20 protein-coding genes are annotated in these 19,529 nt (G+C 42.1%); all 20 read right to left on the minus strand.

All coding sequences use genetic code 11. The features are described 5' to 3' along the window. Positions 1-64 precede the first annotated feature (64 nt). The 20 genes from AC6IB1_RS10895 to AC6IB1_RS10990 all read right to left on the minus strand — a co-directional run bounded on the left by AC6IB1_RS10895 (position 65) and on the right by AC6IB1_RS10990 (position 19,522). Entirely contained in the window at positions 65-997 is a 933-nt protein-coding gene (locus AC6IB1_RS10895) for a hypothetical protein (protein ID WP_497569057.1), read from the minus strand. Beyond that, positions 997-1,455 (minus strand): hypothetical protein, encoded by a 459-nt coding sequence (locus AC6IB1_RS10900; protein ID WP_497569058.1) that lies wholly within the window; start codon positions 1,453-1,455, stop codon positions 997-999. Before AC6IB1_RS10900 ends, AC6IB1_RS10895 begins: the two co-directional genes overlap by 1 nt. Before the next feature lie 6 nt (positions 1,456-1,461). After that, positions 1,462-1,875 (minus strand): hypothetical protein, encoded by a 414-nt coding sequence (locus tag AC6IB1_RS10905; RefSeq protein ID WP_497569059.1) that lies wholly within the window; start codon positions 1,873-1,875, stop codon positions 1,462-1,464. Further along, positions 1,869-3,149, minus strand: a complete 1,281-nt coding sequence (locus tag AC6IB1_RS10910) for an HlyD family secretion protein (protein WP_497569060.1) — start codon at positions 3,147-3,149, stop codon at positions 1,869-1,871. Before AC6IB1_RS10910 ends, AC6IB1_RS10905 begins: the two co-directional genes overlap by 7 nt. Next, positions 3,130-4,479, minus strand: coding sequence for a hypothetical protein (locus AC6IB1_RS10915; protein ID WP_497569061.1), 1,350 nt, complete (start codon positions 4,477-4,479; stop codon positions 3,130-3,132). The genes AC6IB1_RS10910 and AC6IB1_RS10915 overlap by 20 nt, the downstream gene beginning before the upstream one ends. Position 4,480: 1 nt before the next feature. Next, positions 4,481-5,059, minus strand: a complete 579-nt coding sequence (locus AC6IB1_RS10920) for a hypothetical protein (protein ID WP_497569062.1) — start codon at positions 5,057-5,059, stop codon at positions 4,481-4,483. Positions 5,060-5,518: 459 nt separating this feature from the next. Continuing rightward, positions 5,519-6,076 (minus strand): winged helix-turn-helix domain-containing protein, encoded by a 558-nt coding sequence (locus AC6IB1_RS10925; RefSeq protein WP_497569063.1) that lies wholly within the window; start codon positions 6,074-6,076, stop codon positions 5,519-5,521. Between the two features lie 206 nt (positions 6,077-6,282). Next, positions 6,283-6,498 (minus strand): FliM/FliN family flagellar motor switch protein, encoded by a 216-nt coding sequence (locus tag AC6IB1_RS10930; protein ID WP_497569064.1) that lies wholly within the window; start codon positions 6,496-6,498, stop codon positions 6,283-6,285. Between the two features lie 2 nt (positions 6,499-6,500). Next, entirely contained in the window at positions 6,501-7,145 is a 645-nt protein-coding gene (locus AC6IB1_RS10935) for a hypothetical protein (protein WP_497569065.1), read from the minus strand. An 11-nt stretch (positions 7,146-7,156) separates the two neighbouring features. Continuing rightward, positions 7,157-8,158 carry a hypothetical protein gene (locus tag AC6IB1_RS10940; protein ID WP_497569066.1) on the minus strand — a complete coding sequence of 334 codons (1,002 nt, stop codon included), beginning with the start codon at positions 8,156-8,158 and terminating at the stop codon, positions 7,157-7,159. Next, positions 8,145-8,537 carry a hypothetical protein gene (locus tag AC6IB1_RS10945; protein ID WP_497569067.1) on the minus strand — a complete coding sequence of 131 codons (393 nt, stop codon included), beginning with the start codon at positions 8,535-8,537 and terminating at the stop codon, positions 8,145-8,147. The genes AC6IB1_RS10940 and AC6IB1_RS10945 overlap by 14 nt, the downstream gene beginning before the upstream one ends. Continuing rightward, on the minus strand, positions 8,527-9,333 hold the full coding sequence (locus AC6IB1_RS10950) for an OmpA family protein (RefSeq protein ID WP_497569068.1): 807 nt from the start codon (positions 9,331-9,333) through the stop codon (positions 8,527-8,529). Before AC6IB1_RS10950 ends, AC6IB1_RS10945 begins: the two co-directional genes overlap by 11 nt. Further along, positions 9,326-10,360, minus strand: coding sequence for an EscU/YscU/HrcU family type III secretion system export apparatus switch protein (locus AC6IB1_RS10955; protein WP_497569130.1), 1,035 nt, complete (start codon positions 10,358-10,360; stop codon positions 9,326-9,328). Before AC6IB1_RS10955 ends, AC6IB1_RS10950 begins: the two co-directional genes overlap by 8 nt. 22 nt (positions 10,361-10,382) lie before the next feature. Further along, positions 10,383-12,287, minus strand: a complete 1,905-nt coding sequence (locus AC6IB1_RS10960; protein WP_497569069.1) for an FHIPEP family type III secretion protein — start codon at positions 12,285-12,287, stop codon at positions 10,383-10,385. Continuing rightward, a complete protein-coding gene (locus AC6IB1_RS10965; protein WP_497569070.1) occupies positions 12,284-12,889 on the minus strand; it encodes a hypothetical protein in 606 nt (201 codons plus the stop codon). The genes AC6IB1_RS10960 and AC6IB1_RS10965 overlap by 4 nt, the downstream gene beginning before the upstream one ends. A gap of 121 nt (positions 12,890-13,010) precedes the next feature. After that, positions 13,011-16,928 (minus strand): hypothetical protein, encoded by a 3,918-nt coding sequence (locus AC6IB1_RS10970; protein WP_497569071.1) that lies wholly within the window; start codon positions 16,926-16,928, stop codon positions 13,011-13,013. Between the two features lie 297 nt (positions 16,929-17,225). After that, positions 17,226-17,801, minus strand: coding sequence for a dimethyladenosine transferase (locus tag AC6IB1_RS10975; protein ID WP_497566697.1), 576 nt, complete (start codon positions 17,799-17,801; stop codon positions 17,226-17,228). 11 nt (positions 17,802-17,812) lie between these two features. Further along, the gene (locus AC6IB1_RS10980) at positions 17,813-18,205 is read right to left on the minus strand and encodes a hypothetical protein (RefSeq protein ID WP_497566698.1); all 393 of its coding nucleotides are present in this window, start codon (positions 18,203-18,205) and stop codon (positions 17,813-17,815) included. Continuing rightward, on the minus strand, positions 18,114-18,749 hold the full coding sequence (locus tag AC6IB1_RS10985; RefSeq protein WP_497566699.1) for an ATP-dependent exonuclease: 636 nt from the start codon (positions 18,747-18,749) through the stop codon (positions 18,114-18,116). Before AC6IB1_RS10985 ends, AC6IB1_RS10980 begins: the two co-directional genes overlap by 92 nt. 44 nt (positions 18,750-18,793) lie before the next feature. After that, positions 18,794-19,522 (minus strand): type III secretion system protein, encoded by a 729-nt coding sequence (locus AC6IB1_RS10990; protein ID WP_497566700.1) that lies wholly within the window; start codon positions 19,520-19,522, stop codon positions 18,794-18,796. Between the last annotated feature and the right edge of the window lie 7 nt (positions 19,523-19,529).

Raw genomic sequence — 19,529 nt, forward strand, 5'->3', positions numbered from 1 at the left:
GCATCTAATTAATAAATATTAAAGGTTAAATAACTTAACGTTGCAGTTCAAAATTCAATAAAAATCACCCGAAAACTTTTTTCAGATTATCAATAACTCGCTCTGCTTTTTTTTCTGCCGCTATCAATTTACTGCCTACTTCAGAAACACCCTGATTAATAACTGAAATTTCAGCCTGTAAGCCATTGACTTGATTGCGTGTTGCGAGATTTTCTAACTGTGATAAATCGCTCGCCATTTTAGAAAGCAGTTGTTCGTTACCTTTTGAATGTGCAACCAAGGTCTTCAGTTCATTCAAAATCTCTGCTTGATAGTAATTTGAGTTTTTGACCTGTGCAGAGAGCTCATCGAATGTAGACTTGATATCATTCAGGAATACAACCGGAGATACTTCATCTTCTAGATTTTTTAATCTATTTGATGAAACGATCTTTTCTAATTCTTCAATACGTTTATGAATATCTGATGGTTGAACAATATGACCGTCTTTTTCTGGCTGTGTATTTTTCGCTTTCTTTTTGTCTTCTTCTTTAAAGGCAGAGATAATGAAAACACCCGCAACCAGTGAATATGCAGAGATACCTACACCCAGAATCGAGGTCATAAACGCGAATGACATCGCGCCCAGAGACGTAGAAATCGCGCTTAGAAGCCCTTCCATACGTGCAGCGAAATCTGCATCCCCTCCCGATAGCGCAGCTGCGATACCAGAAATCATGTCTACCAGACCAAGGAATGTCCCCACGAGACCCAATGAAACCATCACGGAGCTTGCCATTTTCAAATGGCTTTCAAACATCATAGCCCTGTTTGAAACAGCATTAGGGAACAAGGACAAGCCCAAGCACAAAATAACAATATATGTATAAAATATGGAAACCAGAATAGTGATTTCCGGTGCCAGGTCATAGGATGAGTTGAAAAAATCTTGTGCTGGTTTAAAGAAACCAACCAATATAAAAATTAACACATAAAGTGCGAAACCAATGTATTTCATCATCTACTCCAAACAATTTCTGTTAAACCACTTTCTCTTGCTTCATGAAAGCTAATGGTAATATTGTCATAATCTTCAATCAGTCCAACTTGGGACATAAAACTTAGTAGGTTATACGTCACAACCTCACTCTTATCACTAGAGTAAACGTCTATTGAAGATGGCGGATCTGAAAATTCATTTTTCAATATGATAAGTTGATCATCTGTAAACTTATATATTTTATAAAATGATATTTTAAAGTTCTTGACGTCGAGTATCGGTGGCGACCTATCAAAAATATCTTCAAAAAGTTTACTGTTCTTTGTTAAGGCTATTTTCCCGTATTCTTTTACCGACTCTGGAACAACAGATATTGTACTGATCATGAGAAAGATACTGACCAACAATATCGCAGACATTGCTCCTGTTAAGGCATCCACCATGGGGGCCATTACTTCATCACTTTCTTCATCCATCTATCGTCACTCTCTTTTGAAGTCTATATAGCAGTAATTTAAACTATGTTCAGATACCGTAGGTCCGTCATACATAATTACAGGTATGTTATATTGATGAGAATTCATTTTTATCGTATTAAAAACCATGATGTTATCTGCTGATTTCAAATCGATATCGAACCCTCCTTCACAGCCAACCTGTAGATAGCCCGTTTCAAATTTTTCTTTTTCTTTTAACTCAATTATTTTTTGATCGACTTCATCGATAATATCTGTTGAAACATAATATGTTTTTACTGGATATCTATATGTGTTTTCATCTATTTTTTGCATTACTGAGCTGGGAATTAAAGAATCAATATACCCAACCACCAACGTAATAAAAACAAGAATTAAAATACATAAAGATGAAGAGAGCGCACCAATAAAACCTACCATACAGAAAAATCCAATTCTTTATTGAACACTGAAAGAACATACTCAATAAATGTCATTTCGTCGTTAATGGCATAGACTTTCATTTTTAATCCAATAAATGCCTTTAACTTTTTCACATTTTCATCTGATTTCTCAAATGCTATTCTGGCTTTATAGTATCGCCCTCCCTCTTTAGCATATTCTTCGTACGCGAAACTATCGACACTGACATCGGAAATTCTTCCATAGAACACATTCTTAATCCCGGGCGCTTCAACTTTCATTTTCACCAAGCTATCCGTAGAAATGTACGGCCTAAACTTGGAGTCAAATTTTGCGTCTACAAAGATTCCATCGTCGTTACGTTTCAGCGTCAGTATTTCAGCATTGCGTTCTATGAAAACGCCTTTTGCCAACCCATCTTTAATTGACAGAACAGAACCATCTACAGTTGAGTTAATCACAGTAGAATCAATCCTATCTGTCACCGTGTTGTATTCAGAGATATTGGCTGCCAGTTGCTCTTGAGACTTTAACAGCTCATCTTCAGTCTGCTCTGTTAAGTCTAATGTGGTTTGTGTAAAGTCACTGTAAGCCGTATCCGCTAAGCTTTTTGCTTCATCCAATAGTAACTGGCTTTCCAAAACTTGCAGTTTTATTTTCTCTACTTCCAGTCTTGAATCTAAATACCTGACTGTTTCTCCCAATGACTTGTAAATTAACTCACTCTTACGTTTTAGCAATTCCTCCTGATCATTTAAGTTTTCTTTCTTCAGTTTGAAGTTTTCACTTTTCTTATTAAAGTCATTATTTTTATTAACATAAGTGTCATACTTACTTTCCACTTTCAATACAGCAACCGATTTATCACCATTAAAAGCAGCAGGCTTTCCATCTTTTATTGTTTTTTTCAAAAATTGAAGGTCATTAGATAGCCTTTCTACTTCATTTTTATAAAAATCAGTATTGAAAGTTAACAATTCCTTTTTGTGACCATCTTCGATGTTTTCGATCAATAGCAATGTACTACCGACTTTTACCGAATCACCACGGGTGACATTAATAGACTTAATGATCCCCGAAGAAGGAGAAAGGATATTCACATTACTATCATTAATAGCAAGAATACCTTCTCCCTCTGATACAATGTCGAACCTGGCCAAAAAGACCAAATAAAACATCATTACCGAAAATGCCGCTAAGATAGATGCCTTTATTAGTTTACTCAATGATGTGTTAAGTAAGCCATCAGATGATGTTAACTTGTCATCAATTTTATTTAACAACGTATTCATTTGGAATATTCGCATTAAATTCATTAATCTTAGTTGAAAGATCGATCAACTCATTAAGAATAGTTAGCTTATTAATTTCCAAATCCAAAAGTGATGATATATTTCTAAAAATATCCATTGCACTTGATTCGTCAACTGACATTTCATTCAGCTGATTTTTAATGACATTTGTCGTCAAGTTTATTTGATTCTCAACACTTGCCATTCTTTCATAAATCAACTTTGACTGTTTTTTCAATGTGTTAAGTTCAACTCTTGTTGTGTGAAGAAACTCATCATACTCAATGGATTTTTGAATGAATTTCTCTAACTCACTTTTTTTATTCTTGTGATTCGCATAATTAATCCCAGTAAATGTAGCTTGAACACCTATATAAGAGTTTCCTTCATTATCATAGGTATAACCTTCAGTTGCCACATTATCTTTATTTTTTATACTGGATTTTTTATTTTCTTTAATATAATGCTGAGTGACTATTTCAACTTTAAAGTTTTCATTAGTCGCCTCCATATTATATTTATCAGCCATCAAGCTATTTCTTTTTGATCTGATTTTAAAATTACGGCTTACCACTCGATCAAAATCAAAAAGATCATCACTTAACTTGATGTACTCCTTAATGTATGCGTTAGAAAGACCGTACCCATCTTTGTAGAGTGAGTTTGGTGTTAAGTTATTGATTAAACTTTTATACTGCTCAACTTGAGATTGAATATTAAGAACAGATTCATCAAATTTTTTCAGTGTCACGTCCGCAAAAACACGATCGGATTTTTTTAAAATACCCGCCTTACTGGAAACATCCATTCGAGAAAGCAATAAATCCATTTTCGCTTTGTAGTGTTTTGAACGCTCTAAGAACGTTCTTGCGGCTTCAATTTTGACCAGGTTTTGGTGAACAGTACTGTATACTTCATTTACGCGTTGGTTATATGCCTCTTTCGCTGATAGCAAATTATAGTAAGCGGCATTTTTTTGATCAGCGACAGTGTCGCTCCACATTTTCAACCTTGCAGACAACTCCAACGAAAACTCTGTATTTGGAGTAGGATGACCTGGTCTATCCATTTTCTGCTGTATCTGTGAAGAGACGGTCACCGATGGTATATAGTAATAGTTAGCCGCATCATACAAATGCTCTTCTGATTTTATTGCATGCTTTTGGCTATCAACCTTATATGATCCTTCTATAGAATCCACGTATAACTGATTATTATCTAGATGATAAACCCTGTCTTTATCTTGAATATTCAAATCAAAATCAGAGATTGTGGCATAGCTTGCTAAAGGAAACACGGCCATTAGCAATAACATCGGTTTCGCGTTCATACTAGAATTTCACTCCATAACCGATGTATAGCGACATCCCGTTATAGCCTTTGTATGGGCTCCAATCGCCAGATATTTCAAACATCCCATTAAAAATGGGATCCTTTATATATGCACCCAGACCATAGTAGATGGCATCAATATCATCATCATTTGCAGTAGGATGGCGTGTATTGAAATAACATGTTGAGTAATTTGAAAAACATTTACCTACCGTCGCCAGAGGGATGACAGAATCATTTAAATAGTAACCGGCACCCACAGCCATATTCCAAGACCAGAAATGCCCAGTTTTATATTTGTCTGATATGATGTTTCCTCGGCCATAAACACCGAAGTCTGTATCACCAATAGGGATCAACCCTGAAACATACAAACCGTTTGCACGTCCCGCTTTTATTCTGTGTGTACTGACACCAAACGAGAAAATACTGTCATTTTCTGTATCGAGTATCTCAGTATCTACAATGTGGTTTACAAAGCTCGGTGTAAGATCTTGGCTATCACTACTTTCCTCAGCAAAAGATAGATTACCTATGAGTGTGGATAGACATGCTAATAAGATCATTCTCGTTTTCATATAGCACCTCTTAAACTTGATAGAAAATTTCTCCCGATTTGGGATGGCGGAATTTTATTCACACCATCCTTCCGCACAAGTTACGAATCCATTTTCACATTTATTCACATTACAAAAATTTATATAAATTTCAGTGCTTTACAAGTTATTATGTTGATTGATAATTTTTTTAGCAGATATATACTGGAAATACGGTTTGTCTATCGACATTTAGCATGCATATAACGGGAAATAAGGGGTCGAAAGACGGTTAAAAAGTACCTTGAACCTCAGATACTTCATGAGTCAGTCGAGAGTAAGGAGAGAATTCACCCAGATTGAGAACGATAGGTAAATGAGGGGCTATAGCCAAACAACCTGAAGATGCAGGATACGAGCATCTTCAGGTTGTTTAGCTAAAAATAGCGCATGTTATGATGTAAAAAAGCAAAGCTGTTTGCTTTGCTTTTTTATCCTACTTTATTTAAGCAGTAACACGATGGCGCTACTGGTGATAGAGGAGAGCAATACTGTTGACAGTATCGTCATAAGAAACCAACTGGGCTTAATCAAGACACTGTTCGATGGATGCTGGTTCTGGCCAACAACAGTTGATGGCAGTATTCGGTTATTTGTTGAAGGGGGTTTGATCATTGCCAGATCTTTCGATTCAATACGCTTAACTTCTAGCGGTGGCTCGTCATCAGTCACCATCAAGCCAAGGTTTTCTCCCTCTAGGATCAGCATATAGCCTTCTTTAGGAATGGTTTTTATCTCGCACATCACGCCATCAATTAACTGTAGTGACTTTCTTAAATTAGAAATCGCTTTCGTTAATGATGTTTCACTGACAAAAACCTTACCCCAGACTTTGTCATTAATTTCTTCTTTAGTGATAACCATATTGGCGTTTTCACACAGAAGTTTAAGAATCGCCGCTTCTCGACCTCCCAGGCTGATGATTTTATCTGTGGTTAGCACTTCCCGTTTCAGGGTGTCAAAAATAACTTGGTTGCCAAGTAAGTAATTTCTTAACATCGTCTACCTAATCACTCTGTACTTTGTTTGTTTTATTATTGTTATACCGGACAATTATCCTTTCATATGACTGAAGATGGCATCACTCAGCATCTTTTATCATGGTGGAGAATTGTCACCTATCAGCAACATGAAGTTGTGATTAAATGATGAAAAACCATAAAAAACACTGAAACATTTATAAAATAAAAGGGGTGCACACCCCTTTACTGCTTCACCTCATTCACAAAATCAACGGTTACTGCATACTGGTCATCAACCTTTATCAGCCTACCCGTTGCAACAAGCTCATTACCGCTTTTTAACATAACTTCTGACTGAACAAAGTCATCAATCTTCAACATCTTGCCTTTGTTGAGTTGATTCAGTTCATCCAACGTTAGGTTACAGTGGGCAATAACAACATCTAACGCTATTTTCATGATTACACCGCCTGTGAAAGTCGAATAATGTTCTGACGCACATCACGGATTTCATCCTGGGCGGAGGTGATTTCGGTCATCACGTTTTTAAAACGCTGTTGCTCAGTATCAATATCAACCTGAACCGTATCGGTAAATGCGGTCACCGTGGCATCCAGTGATTGCAGGTCAGTGTAGCTAACTTGCATGCTTTGTGTGGTTGAAAGATCTTTACCAGTAATGGCCGAAATACCGCGCTTATCCTTAAGTTGGTTTTTAATGATATTATCTATCTCTTCAAGATGTTTTTTAGATGCCTCACTAAATGCAGCCTTCTTATCATTTTTGTTTGGATCGGTTTTACTCATGGTGTCCTGCATCACCAATCCCCATAAACGCCTGACTTCAGTAATGGCATTGGAGCGGACCTTTACACTGTCTGCCAGGTCTTCAGCCCGTTGGGTCTGGCCATCCAGGTATTTACTTAACAAATCATCAATCAAATCCAAAGGATCTTTAGTAGCCCCTGTGGCTTTAGGCGGTGGGGTTTGTTGCTGAGCTTTTTGAATAACGGGATGTTGCTCTGTCAATTGTTGTGCAACAGCTTGGCGATCAAGGGGATTCGCACCACCCGCACTGCCGATTTGATTTACAGTTACATTTTGCATCGTCATTTCTCCTACTTAGCATGAATTAAGTACGCACGTGTTTGCTTTCCATCAAAGAAAACGACCCTATCTTCACTGATCTCCTGAATCACACCCAATTTCGGGACACGGCTACCTTCCCAATAACGGCCTGAATCATCGTAGAGATATTTACCTGAATGGGAGGTGTAAAAAATGGAATAAGGAAACTCCGCATCCGTGATCAATTCAGCGCCATCAGCACGGGATTTCAACTTCGAGATCATCTGGTTTAATCCACTGTCTGTCAGTACCTGCTTTGCGCGGGTCGGATCAGACACAAACCAGTGATCGCCATCTTTATAAAAGCTGATCGCGTGCTTCCCGAGTGCAGCCATGACCAAATTGTCAAGTTCAAACGTTTCTACTCGGATCTGATCGTGTTCTGACAAGCTGACCACTTCCCCCTTTACCGGCTTGCCGGAGTAGTTTGAAATCAGCTCCAAATTAAACTGGCTAGCCTGTAAATTCCCTTTGGGTTCAATGGTTTGAATATGCTTCCCCCATGCGTTAGGTAACTCGCTGAAATCAGGCTTTTGCAATGTGTATAAGTGGCCTTGCTTGATATAACCGCTGCCTAGCACCTGTATATACTTGCCAAATAGCTGAGCTTGTCTCTCTTCATTCAGCGCATACCCCCCCAACGCCAACGCTAGGTGTACGCCTACGCTTACCACAAGAATAGGCTGGAACTGTTTCAGTCGAAAACGCTTTAGCGACGGGTTGCGCTTACCTTGACGATACACACACAACGTTAATCCTTTATAGCGATAGAGTTTATTTTCTGTCAGCTTCAGCGTTTTTTTCGACAATCCTTTCGCCAGAATAATTCCACCTTGCTCTTCCAATTCAACGTGCTCATCCGCAGATAAAAACTCCGGTAAAGGGATTCGATTTTCATCCGAGCTTTCAGTGCTCCCGACCAACACCAGTTTATTTTCAATCGGTAGCGTTACGCCGTTAATACATCCGCTAAAAAATTCAACGAGCCACATTGCTTTCTATCTCTTGTCGAATTTGCTCTGCAAGCGTCAGGCTATTGTTGACCTCTTCCAGTAAGGTTCTTGGATGCTCCGGCATCGGTATATGGCGCACCAAACAGCATCCCAGCTTTTTTATCTCGGCAAGGTAGCCATCTTTACTCAGGGCAAACGATCCATTAATTTCCACTTGTGTTTTACTGGCCACTTTTTGGCCTACCACCGCGAGCACCACAAGCTGATTGGGTAATCCAATACGCAGGCCATCTTCAATTCGGAGATCACACCCTTGATAATGACAGATGAGCCCCTGATCCATTTCCAAAGAGACCATGCTTTGTCCAATCATTTGAGCAAATTCGTTCACCAATAAGGCAAACTTCCTATTTTTCATCGGTACGGAACCTCACTTCGATGACGAATCGACGCTGCAACACACGTTGTTGTGGCGTAGAAAGCCCATTTTCAACGGTTCCACGCAGTTTCATCGGCATATAATTCAAGCCTTCTTCAACTAAGAAGGTTCTCACAGACTGAGCTCGGCGATCCGCCAACACTTGGTTCTTTTTATAATTACCGGAAGAATCAGCAACACCATAAATGGTCATCTCATCAACCGGAAGATGCTTCAGGTTATCGATCACTTCAAACAGAGTTTGCACACCTTTATTGGTCAGTTGGTATTCATTCACTGGGAATAAATCACTGAATACCAAACGCAGTTGACCATGACCGGTTAACATGCCTTGAACACCCTCTATATTGGTGTTCATATTAACGGGATAACTCGCATAGCGACGCTGCGCCGCTTTAGGATCCCAAGCACTCAAATCCACTTCGCGGCTAGCATACGGATCGACCAAGTTGCTGTAACGCCAATAATCTTCTTCACAGTTGTAAACCTGATTTAAACCGTAGGTATTAAGATTCGCAATATAAAAACGGTTTGGCTCTAACGGTTGAGCAACCTCAACACAAGCCAATGCATGAGGATAACCATCTTCATACGACGGGGTGCGTCTTACCCAAAATCTCACGTTATCAACATCACCCACATGAGAAACAACAATATTATAAATATCAGGCTGCCACTCCTGATCTAAAATCAGGTTATTGTCTTTCACTTGGTTGCTACAGCCAGAGAGCAATGCCAATGCAAAAGAGCTAACAAGTAGTGATTTTTTAAACATTATTTTGCCTTTTTAATCGAGAAATAATGATTGCGACATCACGGAAAAATTCTGGTGGCAGAAAATCTTCACCTTGCTTCATTTTTGTATAGATAGCACGCGCCAATGGAACATTCTCGATGATCGGAATATCCATTTTTTCCAGTCTGCTTCTCTCTTCCAACGCAAGCGACTCCGTGCATATTTTTAATACCACTGGCACACGCTCAATCTTGGGATCATAACAAATAGGCACCAAGATATGCGTTGGGTTTGCTAAAGCAAAGTTCGGCCTTCGACCTTGCGTTATTGGTGTTTCCATTACCTCACGCATCCGCCGTTTTCGCTCATACTTTATTTCTGGTGATCCTTCGGTTTCCTTCAACTCGTTTTTCATTTCGGTGAATGTCATGCGATTTTTCTGCATAAAATGATATTTTTCTGCCATAAAATCGACCGTGCCGACACATACACCAAAGATTAAATAAAATACTGATGCAGCTACAATTGACAGCATTAAATGGTAAATAAAATATGGGTAATTGTTAATTTCATGTAACTGATATAACTTACTCCCCAATACATCCGCCACATACTTTAGCAAAAACAATAAAAATAAAAGCTCTAGTATTTTTCTGAGTGAACGGGAAATTGCCTCAATACCAAATATATTCTTAGCACCGTTGACTGGGTTTATTTTATCCATTTTCAACCCTAATGCTTCGGTGCTGACAACCGCTTTATTGATCATTACCCATTCGAATGCCGCCATCACTAATTTTAACAGAGCTAAACCACCAATACACCACCATAGCACGTCATAGCCACTGTCTAACCCAACTTGAATATCTGCTTGCAGTATTGCCGAAAACCATTCGCTTGAGTACTCAAACAAATAATACAACGCAAATATAATGATCAGTGTGAATACGACCAACTCTAATGTTGGCTCAGCCAACTCTGTTTTAGGAAATTGACCTTTTTGTTTTAAGTCTCGTAATTTCTTTTCTGTGGGCGGGTATTTCTTGGGTTCTGTAGATTCCTCCATCATGCCCTCCGAGAATCATTACTTATATATTAATTGTCTCCGAGTTCTCAATACAGTTAGAGTTAACAATATCTGCATGGCTGCAAACAACCAAGGTACTCATGACTTGTTGGAAAAAGGCTTTCACAACATTGAGTTCATTTTCATTCACGACAACCACAGGCTTAACACCATACTGAACAAGCTGTCTTTTTATTTCATTACGAAGCGCTGCTTGTACCGCGATCAAACGATCAACATCATCAAATTCACCGGCAACAAACCCTGATATCTCTTCAGTTAGCTCAGGGGTTAACAAGACAACATTGACTTTGCCTTCATGGTTTAACAAATTCGCGGTAATGTCATACCTAGCCTGGCTGCGAATGCGAGTTAACCAATTTCTCGGATCACTTTCAACACGAGACCAGTAAATTAGTGCTTCGAAGAAGCTGATGCGATCCAGATAAAATTCTGGAGAGCGGATCATTTGTTTCAACACATCATGCACGCGATTCAACCCCACCGCAGAGTCGATTTCACTTTTCATGATCTCACTTTGCTGTGCCAAGCCGGCAACAATGTTGTTACTGTACTGAAGGTTGTACTTTTCAATAAAGCGGTGATGAATAAAGTAACTGATGATGTTATTCAAATTACTGGCGACATCCGCAGAAGCCACGAACAATTCATCGTTCTGAATCTCTACTACGCTACCTGCTTCTGCATGTTTGTAGCTGTACATTTCAATATCAGAAACATAGACCTTAAGATCATCTTCAAGTGTCGGATCAACAAGCACTGCAGGTGATCCCAATGCCTGCCCCCATAATACTTTTTCTTTGTTCTCAACATTGCGTTGAACCAAGCTCTGGTATTGGCTATCACGAAATACAAACTTCAGTGATTCAAATAAACCATGGCCTTTCGGTTCAAAGCTGCTGACAGCAACTTGGTTATCGTCTTTTTTCCAAAGCCATATTGCCAAGCCACCACAAAGTAAGGCCAGCGGTATACAAATGTACAGCAAATTAGGGTTTGCAGCACCCAACACAATAATAATCACACCGATCACCAGCAGACTTTTCCAGAATGTCCGGATCTGTGTCATTAATTGCGCCATAAACGAGGTGGACTCATCATCCGTGCCTTTAATACGCGTCAGGTATACACCACACGCCATAGACAGCAACAAACTGGGAATTTGTGAAACCAGACCGTCACCTACTGTCAATACAGAGAACCGACTTACACTGTCTGCCAGAGACAGGTCAAACTGGTTGATCCCAACATAGATACCGCCAAAAAGGTTCACTAAGCTGATTAAGATACCCGCGATTGCGTCGCCTTTTACGAACTTCATCGCGCCATCTAACGAACCAAACAGTTTGTTCTCTGTCCCCAGATCTGCACGTAATTTCTGTGCCTGTTCACCTGTGATCAAGCCACTTTTTAAGTCACCATCGATGGTCATCTGTTTACCTGGCAACGCATCCAGAGAGAAACGCGCACCTACTTCGGCCACACGCTCGCCCCCTTTGGTTACCACCAGGAACTGTACAATAGTGATAATGATAAATATCAGCAGCCCTGAGAGTAAGTTCCCCCCCATAACAAACTGACCCACAGTTTCAATAACCTGTCCCACATCTTCGTTTGCGATAATATTTCGTGTCGTCGCAATCGAAAGCAAAAGTCGAAATGTGGTCAACAGCAGTACCATGGTAGGCAAAAACGTCACCTTTAACGGTTCATCGTTTTCTAACATGATGACCAATAGCAATGCTGAACTAACAAAACTTATCATCAAAAAGAAATCAATCACCACGCCAGGTAGTGTTACTAAGATGATTGTCGGCAATAAAAAGGCAATCAGAACACTACTGGGGTTAAATAGCAGCGATGATTTACGTAATTTCAGTGATGATAGACGGAACTTCGCTATCATATTGCGTCTAATCCTCGCTTCAATTCTTCAACGATTGTTTTGCTATCAATAGAGATAATTCGATCCTCGTTCTCAATAGTCAGAACTACACCTTCTTCCTGTTGCTTCGTCTCTACTTGCAGCTCTTTACACACATCATCCATTTCACTGTGTAATACCTCAATCAAATGCGAGATCAGCTTCTCACTGTGTGTGAGTTTCATTAAACGCACCTGAACTTCCCTGGCTATCTGATGCTTCAGCTCTCGTTTAATATCCGAGACAGCTTCTTCTTGTTCTTTTAAATGACGGGCAAGTTCCTGTTCAGCAATATTGAACCACTCAATTTGCTGTTCTTGCCAAGCATCGGACAGTTTTAAATACTCTTCCTCTATAGCGTTATTTAGCAGTTGTTCTTTCTCTTCCAACATCACAAGCACTTGCTCTTCAAGCAATGCCTGATATTCCTTTACCTTCTCCTCTAACGCCATAATCAGGGCTTTAGACTCCTGATAAGTTGCTATTTCAGAACGCTTGATCAGATTAGAATGGCGTGGCCGCACGAAGCCCACACGAGGAATCGCTTTTTGCGATGCATCTAATTCGATATACAAGGAATTCACCCTTTCATTCAAATTTTTTCAGATTTTATCTATCCCTGCCCCCCCCCTTCAAAAGAAAAAAAAAGACTAAATCTGAACGATGTTGATTTAGTCTTTTTTCATTTTATATGAGGTTATGCCATCACGAAGCAACCTTCAGATTACTTAGATCAATGGGCTTCATAAAAAGCGCCCGTTCACCCACTAGCATGATAGACACCGGTTTTGCCTTAGTGATATCACCTGACGGTAATGTCTTTTCAATGTTGCTTTTAGTTACCTGGAGATCCTTCATATTGTTAAGTAGCCCCCGAGTGAAGTTTTTTCCTCTCGCACTAGCCGCACCTTGTGTTGTGAGTACAGGTTGAGGCACTGTAACGGTCCATTTCTTCCCTGTAATTTTACTTTGCACGCTAGCTGAGTTTGCAGCCTCAGTGTTTTCTGATGCGCCAGCCACATTATGACCTTCAACAGCGTTGCTCACCGTTACCTTAGTTGCATGGTTAACACCGACTCCTTCTTTGATCAGCGTCGAAGACCAAGATTGCCATCCATCACTCATGCCCTTGGCTTTTGATGCGTCATGGCTTTGACTTCCTTTTAAAGTGATATGAAGCTTCGACACATAACGGGGCGCAGAGTCAGACTGGCTCAGTGTCGTGGTTTTCAGACGACCAATATCAACCAATTTGGTGATATCTGACACCACTTTTTTACGCTCAGTCGTCGCCGAGGCTGTCAGCGCATCTATCCCAGCAAACTCAGATGATTGGCTAGACAAACGTTGCGCACGTTGATAACCACGTGTTGCACCTGAAATCTCGACTTTTTCATTTGTATAGCCGGGATTACCGTCAACCTTTGCATTACCTCCTGTGGTGATCACGCGCTGGGGAATAATAACCTCAGGCCACTTTCTTACTCCGTTGTTTTGCTCGCGCTCAACATTGACTGTCTTTGTCCCCTGCTGTGCTTTCTCAGCATGACCAACGTGTTCCGTGGTCATCTGGGCCTCAACAAAGTCTGACTCTGGCTCAGTACCCTGTGTCGCATCCTGCGTTGCTGTCCCCTGCTGTGCTTTCTCAGCACGATCAACGTGTTCCGTGGTCACCTGGGCCTCAACAAAGCCTGACTCTGGCTCTGGCTCAGTGCCCTGTGCCGCATCCTGCGTTGCTGTGCCCTGCTGCATTTTCGCCGCATGACCAACGTGTTCTGTGGTCACCTGGGCCTCAACAAAGCCTGACTCTGTTTGTGTGCCTTGCTCAGCCGTGGTTTGGGTTGATACCGATGAATGTTCAACGCCTGTCTGCGTCGCAATCGATTTCCCACCCGGGTTGCCCTGTGTTGACTGGTCGTGTTGAACCTTGCCCCCGCTGCCTTGCACCATACTGACGGTTTCAGCCACTTGTGACTGACTGCCCACACGCTCACTACGTGCATAGCCGGTTGTATGGCCATTACGTTCTACACGTACGTTCGCATAACCCGGGTTACCATCGACCTTGGCATTACCAGATGTGGTGATCACACGCTGCGCTGTCGCCACCTCTGGCCATTTTTTCACGTCGCCGCTTGCCGCATGCTCAGCGTTAACACGCTCTGTCACCAGTTCCGCTTTCACAGCGTACATGGATGCAGTCTGGGTCCCTTGCTCAGCATCAACCTTCTCTGAGCCCTGCTGCATTTTCACCGCACGACCAACGTGTTCCGTGGTCATCTGGGCCTCAACAAAGCCTGACTCTGGCTCTGGCTCAGTACCCTGTGCCGCATTCTGCGCTGCTGTGCCCTGCTGCATTTTCGCCGCATAACCAACGTGTTCCGTGGTCATCTGGGCGTCAACAAAGCCTGACTCTGTTTGTGTGCCTTGCTCAGCCGTGGTTTGGGTTGATACCGATGAATGTTCAACGCCTGTCTGCGTCGCAATCGATTTCCCACCCGGGTTGCCCTGTGTTGACTGGTCGTGTTGAACCTTGCCCCCGCTGCCTTGCACCATACTGACGGTTTCAGCCACTTGTGACTGACTGCCCACACGCTCACTACGTGCATAGCCGGTTGTATGGCCATTACGTTCTACACGTACGTTCACATACCCCGGGTTACCATCGACCTTGGCATTACCGGATGTGGTGATCACGCGTTGAGGCGCCGCCACTTCTGGCCATTTTTTCACGTCGCTGCTTGTCGCATGCTCAACGTTAACACGCTCTGTCACCAGTTCTGCTTTCACAGCGTACATGGATGCAGTCTGGGTCCCTTGCTCAGCATCAACCTTCTCTGTGCCCTGCTGCATTTTCACCGCATGACCGACACGTTCCTGGGTGAACTGGGCCTCAACAAAGCCTGACTCTGGCTCTGGATCAGTGCCCTGTGCCGCATCCTGCGTTGCTGTGCCCTGCTGCATTTTCACTGCATGACCGACACGTTCTTGAGTGAACTGGGCCTCAACAAAGCCTGACTCTGGCTCTGGATCAGTGCCCTGTGCCGCATCCTGTGCTGCTGTGCCCTGCTGCATTTTCACCGCATGACCGACACGTTCTTGAGTGAACTGGGCCTCAACAAAGCCTGACTCTGGCTCTGGATCAGTGCCCTGTGCCGCATCCTGTGCTGCTGTGCCCTGCTGCATTTTCACCGCATGACCGACACGTTCCTGGGTGAACTGGGCCTCAACAAGGCCTGACTCTGTTTGTGTGCCTTGCTCAACCGTGGTTTGGGTCGATACCGATGAATGTTCAACGTCTGTCTGAGTGGCAATCTCTTTTTTGCCACGTTGTGAAGTTGAAAGACCCTGAGCAAACTGCGGAGGGTTCGCTACGTTTTCAACATTGGCATACCCCATTGTATGCCCTTGATGCACAACTTTCGCGCTGTGATACCCCGAATACGTACCAACTGTTGCATTGCCACTGGTAGTAATAAGACGTTGCGCGGGTTTAACTTCAGGCCAGTGCTTATTGATTTTTTCTACAACGATTTCAGCTTTAACCGGTTTAACAGTTTCAAGATCGCCAGATTCAGGAATACCGCCAATATAAGCTTTATGACCGCCTTCGAAATCAACTCTGATGAGTTTCGCCTCACCCACTTTCTCGTGATGTGCAACCAGCGCATCAACCATTTCCTCAACTTGTGGCTCAGGACCAATGATTGGTGCTTGCTCACGGATTTCCCTGATCAATGTCTCACGATCGATTTCAAGCACATTGCTAACGGGGATCTGACCAAATCTCTCAATCGTACGCTCGATCAGCGTTGATGGACGGCCATTATTCTCGCCGTTGTAGTTATTTTGAGTATTGTTCTGTGTATTGTTCTGTGTATTGTTCTGTGTATTGTTCTGTGTATTGTTATTCTGCGTGTTATATTGCGAAAAGTGCAGATCACCAATATTAAAATTCAACACTGGCGCAAAGGTATAAGAATAATTTCCATGCGCACCAGGCCCGTTCTCGCCAGGTCCATTGTCATCGGGTCTGCGACGAGGGGCATCGACATCATCAAAGCCAAATTGAAAACGATGAGAATTAGATTGAGGGTCCCGGACAGGTACAAGATCCTGAGGTGGCTTATTATCTTCCGGTTCTTTTTTATCCTCAATCTGATCCTTTTGCCCTTGCTGACCAACAACAAACTCAGAACCACCGTACATCGCCAGGGCAGCGGCATTACCAAACAACACGATAAATGCGGTTGGCAATAAACTTAAACCACCGGTAAACGGCGCAAGAACCGCCCCCAGCGTGGTCGCACCGGCAATGGCGGCCAAATGCCCTTTCGCTTTTTTACTATTGCTATATTTATTTGATTTTTTGTTTACTTTTTTCTTTTTGTCTGCGTTCTCGTTTTTCACCTCTGATTGTTCAGTGCGCGATGTCTCCTCGCTTTCTAAACAACTACCAGACGCAGAAACCTCTTGTGGCAGTTCCAAGTCAACCGTACTGCGCTGAGAATCAACGCGAGATAACGCACTCGCAGTAGTTGATACGGATATATCAGAAAGCTCCTGACGGGAATCAGGAGCTGAAATGGGAGCGGTACTATTTAGCGATATATTCTGCGGCATATCAGAACCTCATTCTTTCCAGAAGCTGAATGTTTAACCTTCTCAATAGTTCTTCATCATAACTATCTTCTGGGATTGTTATCATGATTGTGTTGTCCAATCTTACTAGTTTTCCATTCTGACTGTGCTCTATGGAAATAATAAACCGTATAATTTCATCCAAATTCAACACATGAACCAGCTGAAAAAACGGAATGAGGGGAAATATCAGATCATCTTGACAATCTCTGAAAACCACTTCCTCATTCTGTTCTAGTTTGAGAAGAAATTGTTCTATGTCATCTAACTTCATGGGGTTTACTTGGGATAAACAAGAATGACATCTTCAGTACTCAGTGACAGTATTTCATTGCTATCTAACACTGTCTCCAAAAGACTCAGTGATGTATTGAATGACAATGTGCCTGGCAGTTGTGCATGCCTGTGCATCAACATGGCGTTATCCACAAGCAAACTGTCTATCTCTACCATCACATCCATCTTTATATGATCAAGAGTAAGTGATGCTTTTGCCAATAAGCTCTCTTCTAATTCTCGCCCGCCAACATTAATGGATTCAAAATAAAGCCCATATTTCAATAAGTGCTGTGACATAAGATAGGAAAGATACTTCTCATCCATGTAACAGAATTCAAATCCCGTTAAACGTTCAACTTCTGATTTATCAACATACAATGTTGCTTCTAAATAGGCAGTCTTTAACTGACACTTAATTAAAGCATGAGAACTGGAAGTGTATTTTGTTACCCCTCCATTGAAAGACAAACTGATTATATTGTTATCAAATACTGCACCCGCTATATCGTTTACTGTTCTATACACATCTTCAGAAACACTATACGCTGGTACAATCGTGCCGCTCGAGTAACTCATTATACGTACCTTTAACGATTTCTTGCCAGAATAGCCAATACATCCCGGCTCATCGCAAAATCTTTCTCATCGATCCAACCAAGAATGCTTTGTGGTGTTTTACACACAAAGTCATAAAGTAGTTGATAAACTTGCATAGAGCTCATTGACTGAAACTCAGGGTTCTGAACAATATTTATAATAAAGGTGATTTTATGGAATTCACTTTCTAAAATACCTTTAACTACAATATCTTGAACCAACTCTTCTGAGTATTCACGCAGCTCACCAAACCAGTCTATGACCGCGGTTTTATCTATATATTGCTGGCTGTCAGACAGACCATTCCAACTGATCCTGCTCGATTTGCTCTTCAGAATCTGGTAGGGATCCATCGTCGTCTGCTTCAGATTGAAATGCTTCATTGTCAATAAAATGTTGCTTCAGTTTCTTTCGGTTCTTTTTCTCTCGCTCATCGAAACGGCGACACAACACAAGCATAGAAATCAGCCCCTCAAGATAATGCTCGTAAGCAATCAATTGCTGTACGGCGTCACTGTCTGGCTGACTCTCTAATTGTGCTGTATCAATATTGGCAGAGGCCAGAAATTGTTTTATCTGCTTTCGAACAGACTTTGGGTACAAATGCTGACTCTGGTTCGCCGCCTGTAATATCCATAACTGTGCATCGTTCAGCGAGTTTGTATCGATTTGGCTGGAAAAACTGTACCAATCGCGCATCGCTCGAAGCTGATAGCTGTTCAATAATCGAGCAAACTGACGCTGCTGCTGCGGCGTCATCGGGGTTTTCTGAATACGGAAAATACGGTGGCGTTTTTTCTCCTGCTTTTCCGAACCGCTGACATCCCGGACGCGTTTGGTTTGTTCTTCCTCCCGAACATTTTTAGGGCTGGAAACATCGGAAACCCGCTCAGCCCTAAGTGGCATAACAAAAGATACATTACGCATACAAAAATAGAGCGGGCTTCACACCCGCTCGTCCTTTACGCTGATTAACGGTTCGTTACCGCACTTGCTTTCTGCATCGCTTCCAGAATGTCATTGAGTTGCTTAGTTGCCTGTGTCAGGTTTTGCACATAGGTATCCAGCGTCTGGTCCACTTTTTCCTTCAGCTGCTTGCTGGCAGTACCTTCTTCCTGATGCTTCACTTGTTCCGCGTTTTGCATGTCATTAATATGACCAACCATAGTGTTGGCCATATTACCGGTTTGGCCAACCGTGTTGTATTTGGCAGTACGTCCCTGCTGCAAACCTGCAGTGAATTTGTTCAGATCTTTCATGGAAAGATCTGAAACCTTCGCACCAGTGTCACCCGTCATAGCTCTCAGGTGTTTGTCTTGCAGTACTTTTTGTTGACCGATGCGAACAGATACAGCTGACTGAAGCGCCATAGTCATCACACCGGCAGCCAGCTGAACCCCAAACCTCACTTGGGCATCATGCTTACGGTCTTCAGCAAGGAGAACCGCCAACTGAGTGGTTGCTTTAGCCTCAGTAATTCGCTCTTGCATCACCTGTGAACGCAGCTCACGGTTGGCTTTTAAAATTTCCTCCAGCAATGCTAAAAGCTCAGCCATAGTAGGAGTATTCAAAGATAGTCCCTTAACCTTCTCGTCCAGTTTTTGCCATTTGGCTACATCAACAGATGCACCAGCAACAGCGGAACCCGCAGCGTCAATCGGTTGTGAGGAATGCGCGTGGTTAACAGCATGAATAGGCATAAACAGT

It is taken from the genome of Grimontia sp. THUN1695 (assembly GCF_059704325.2).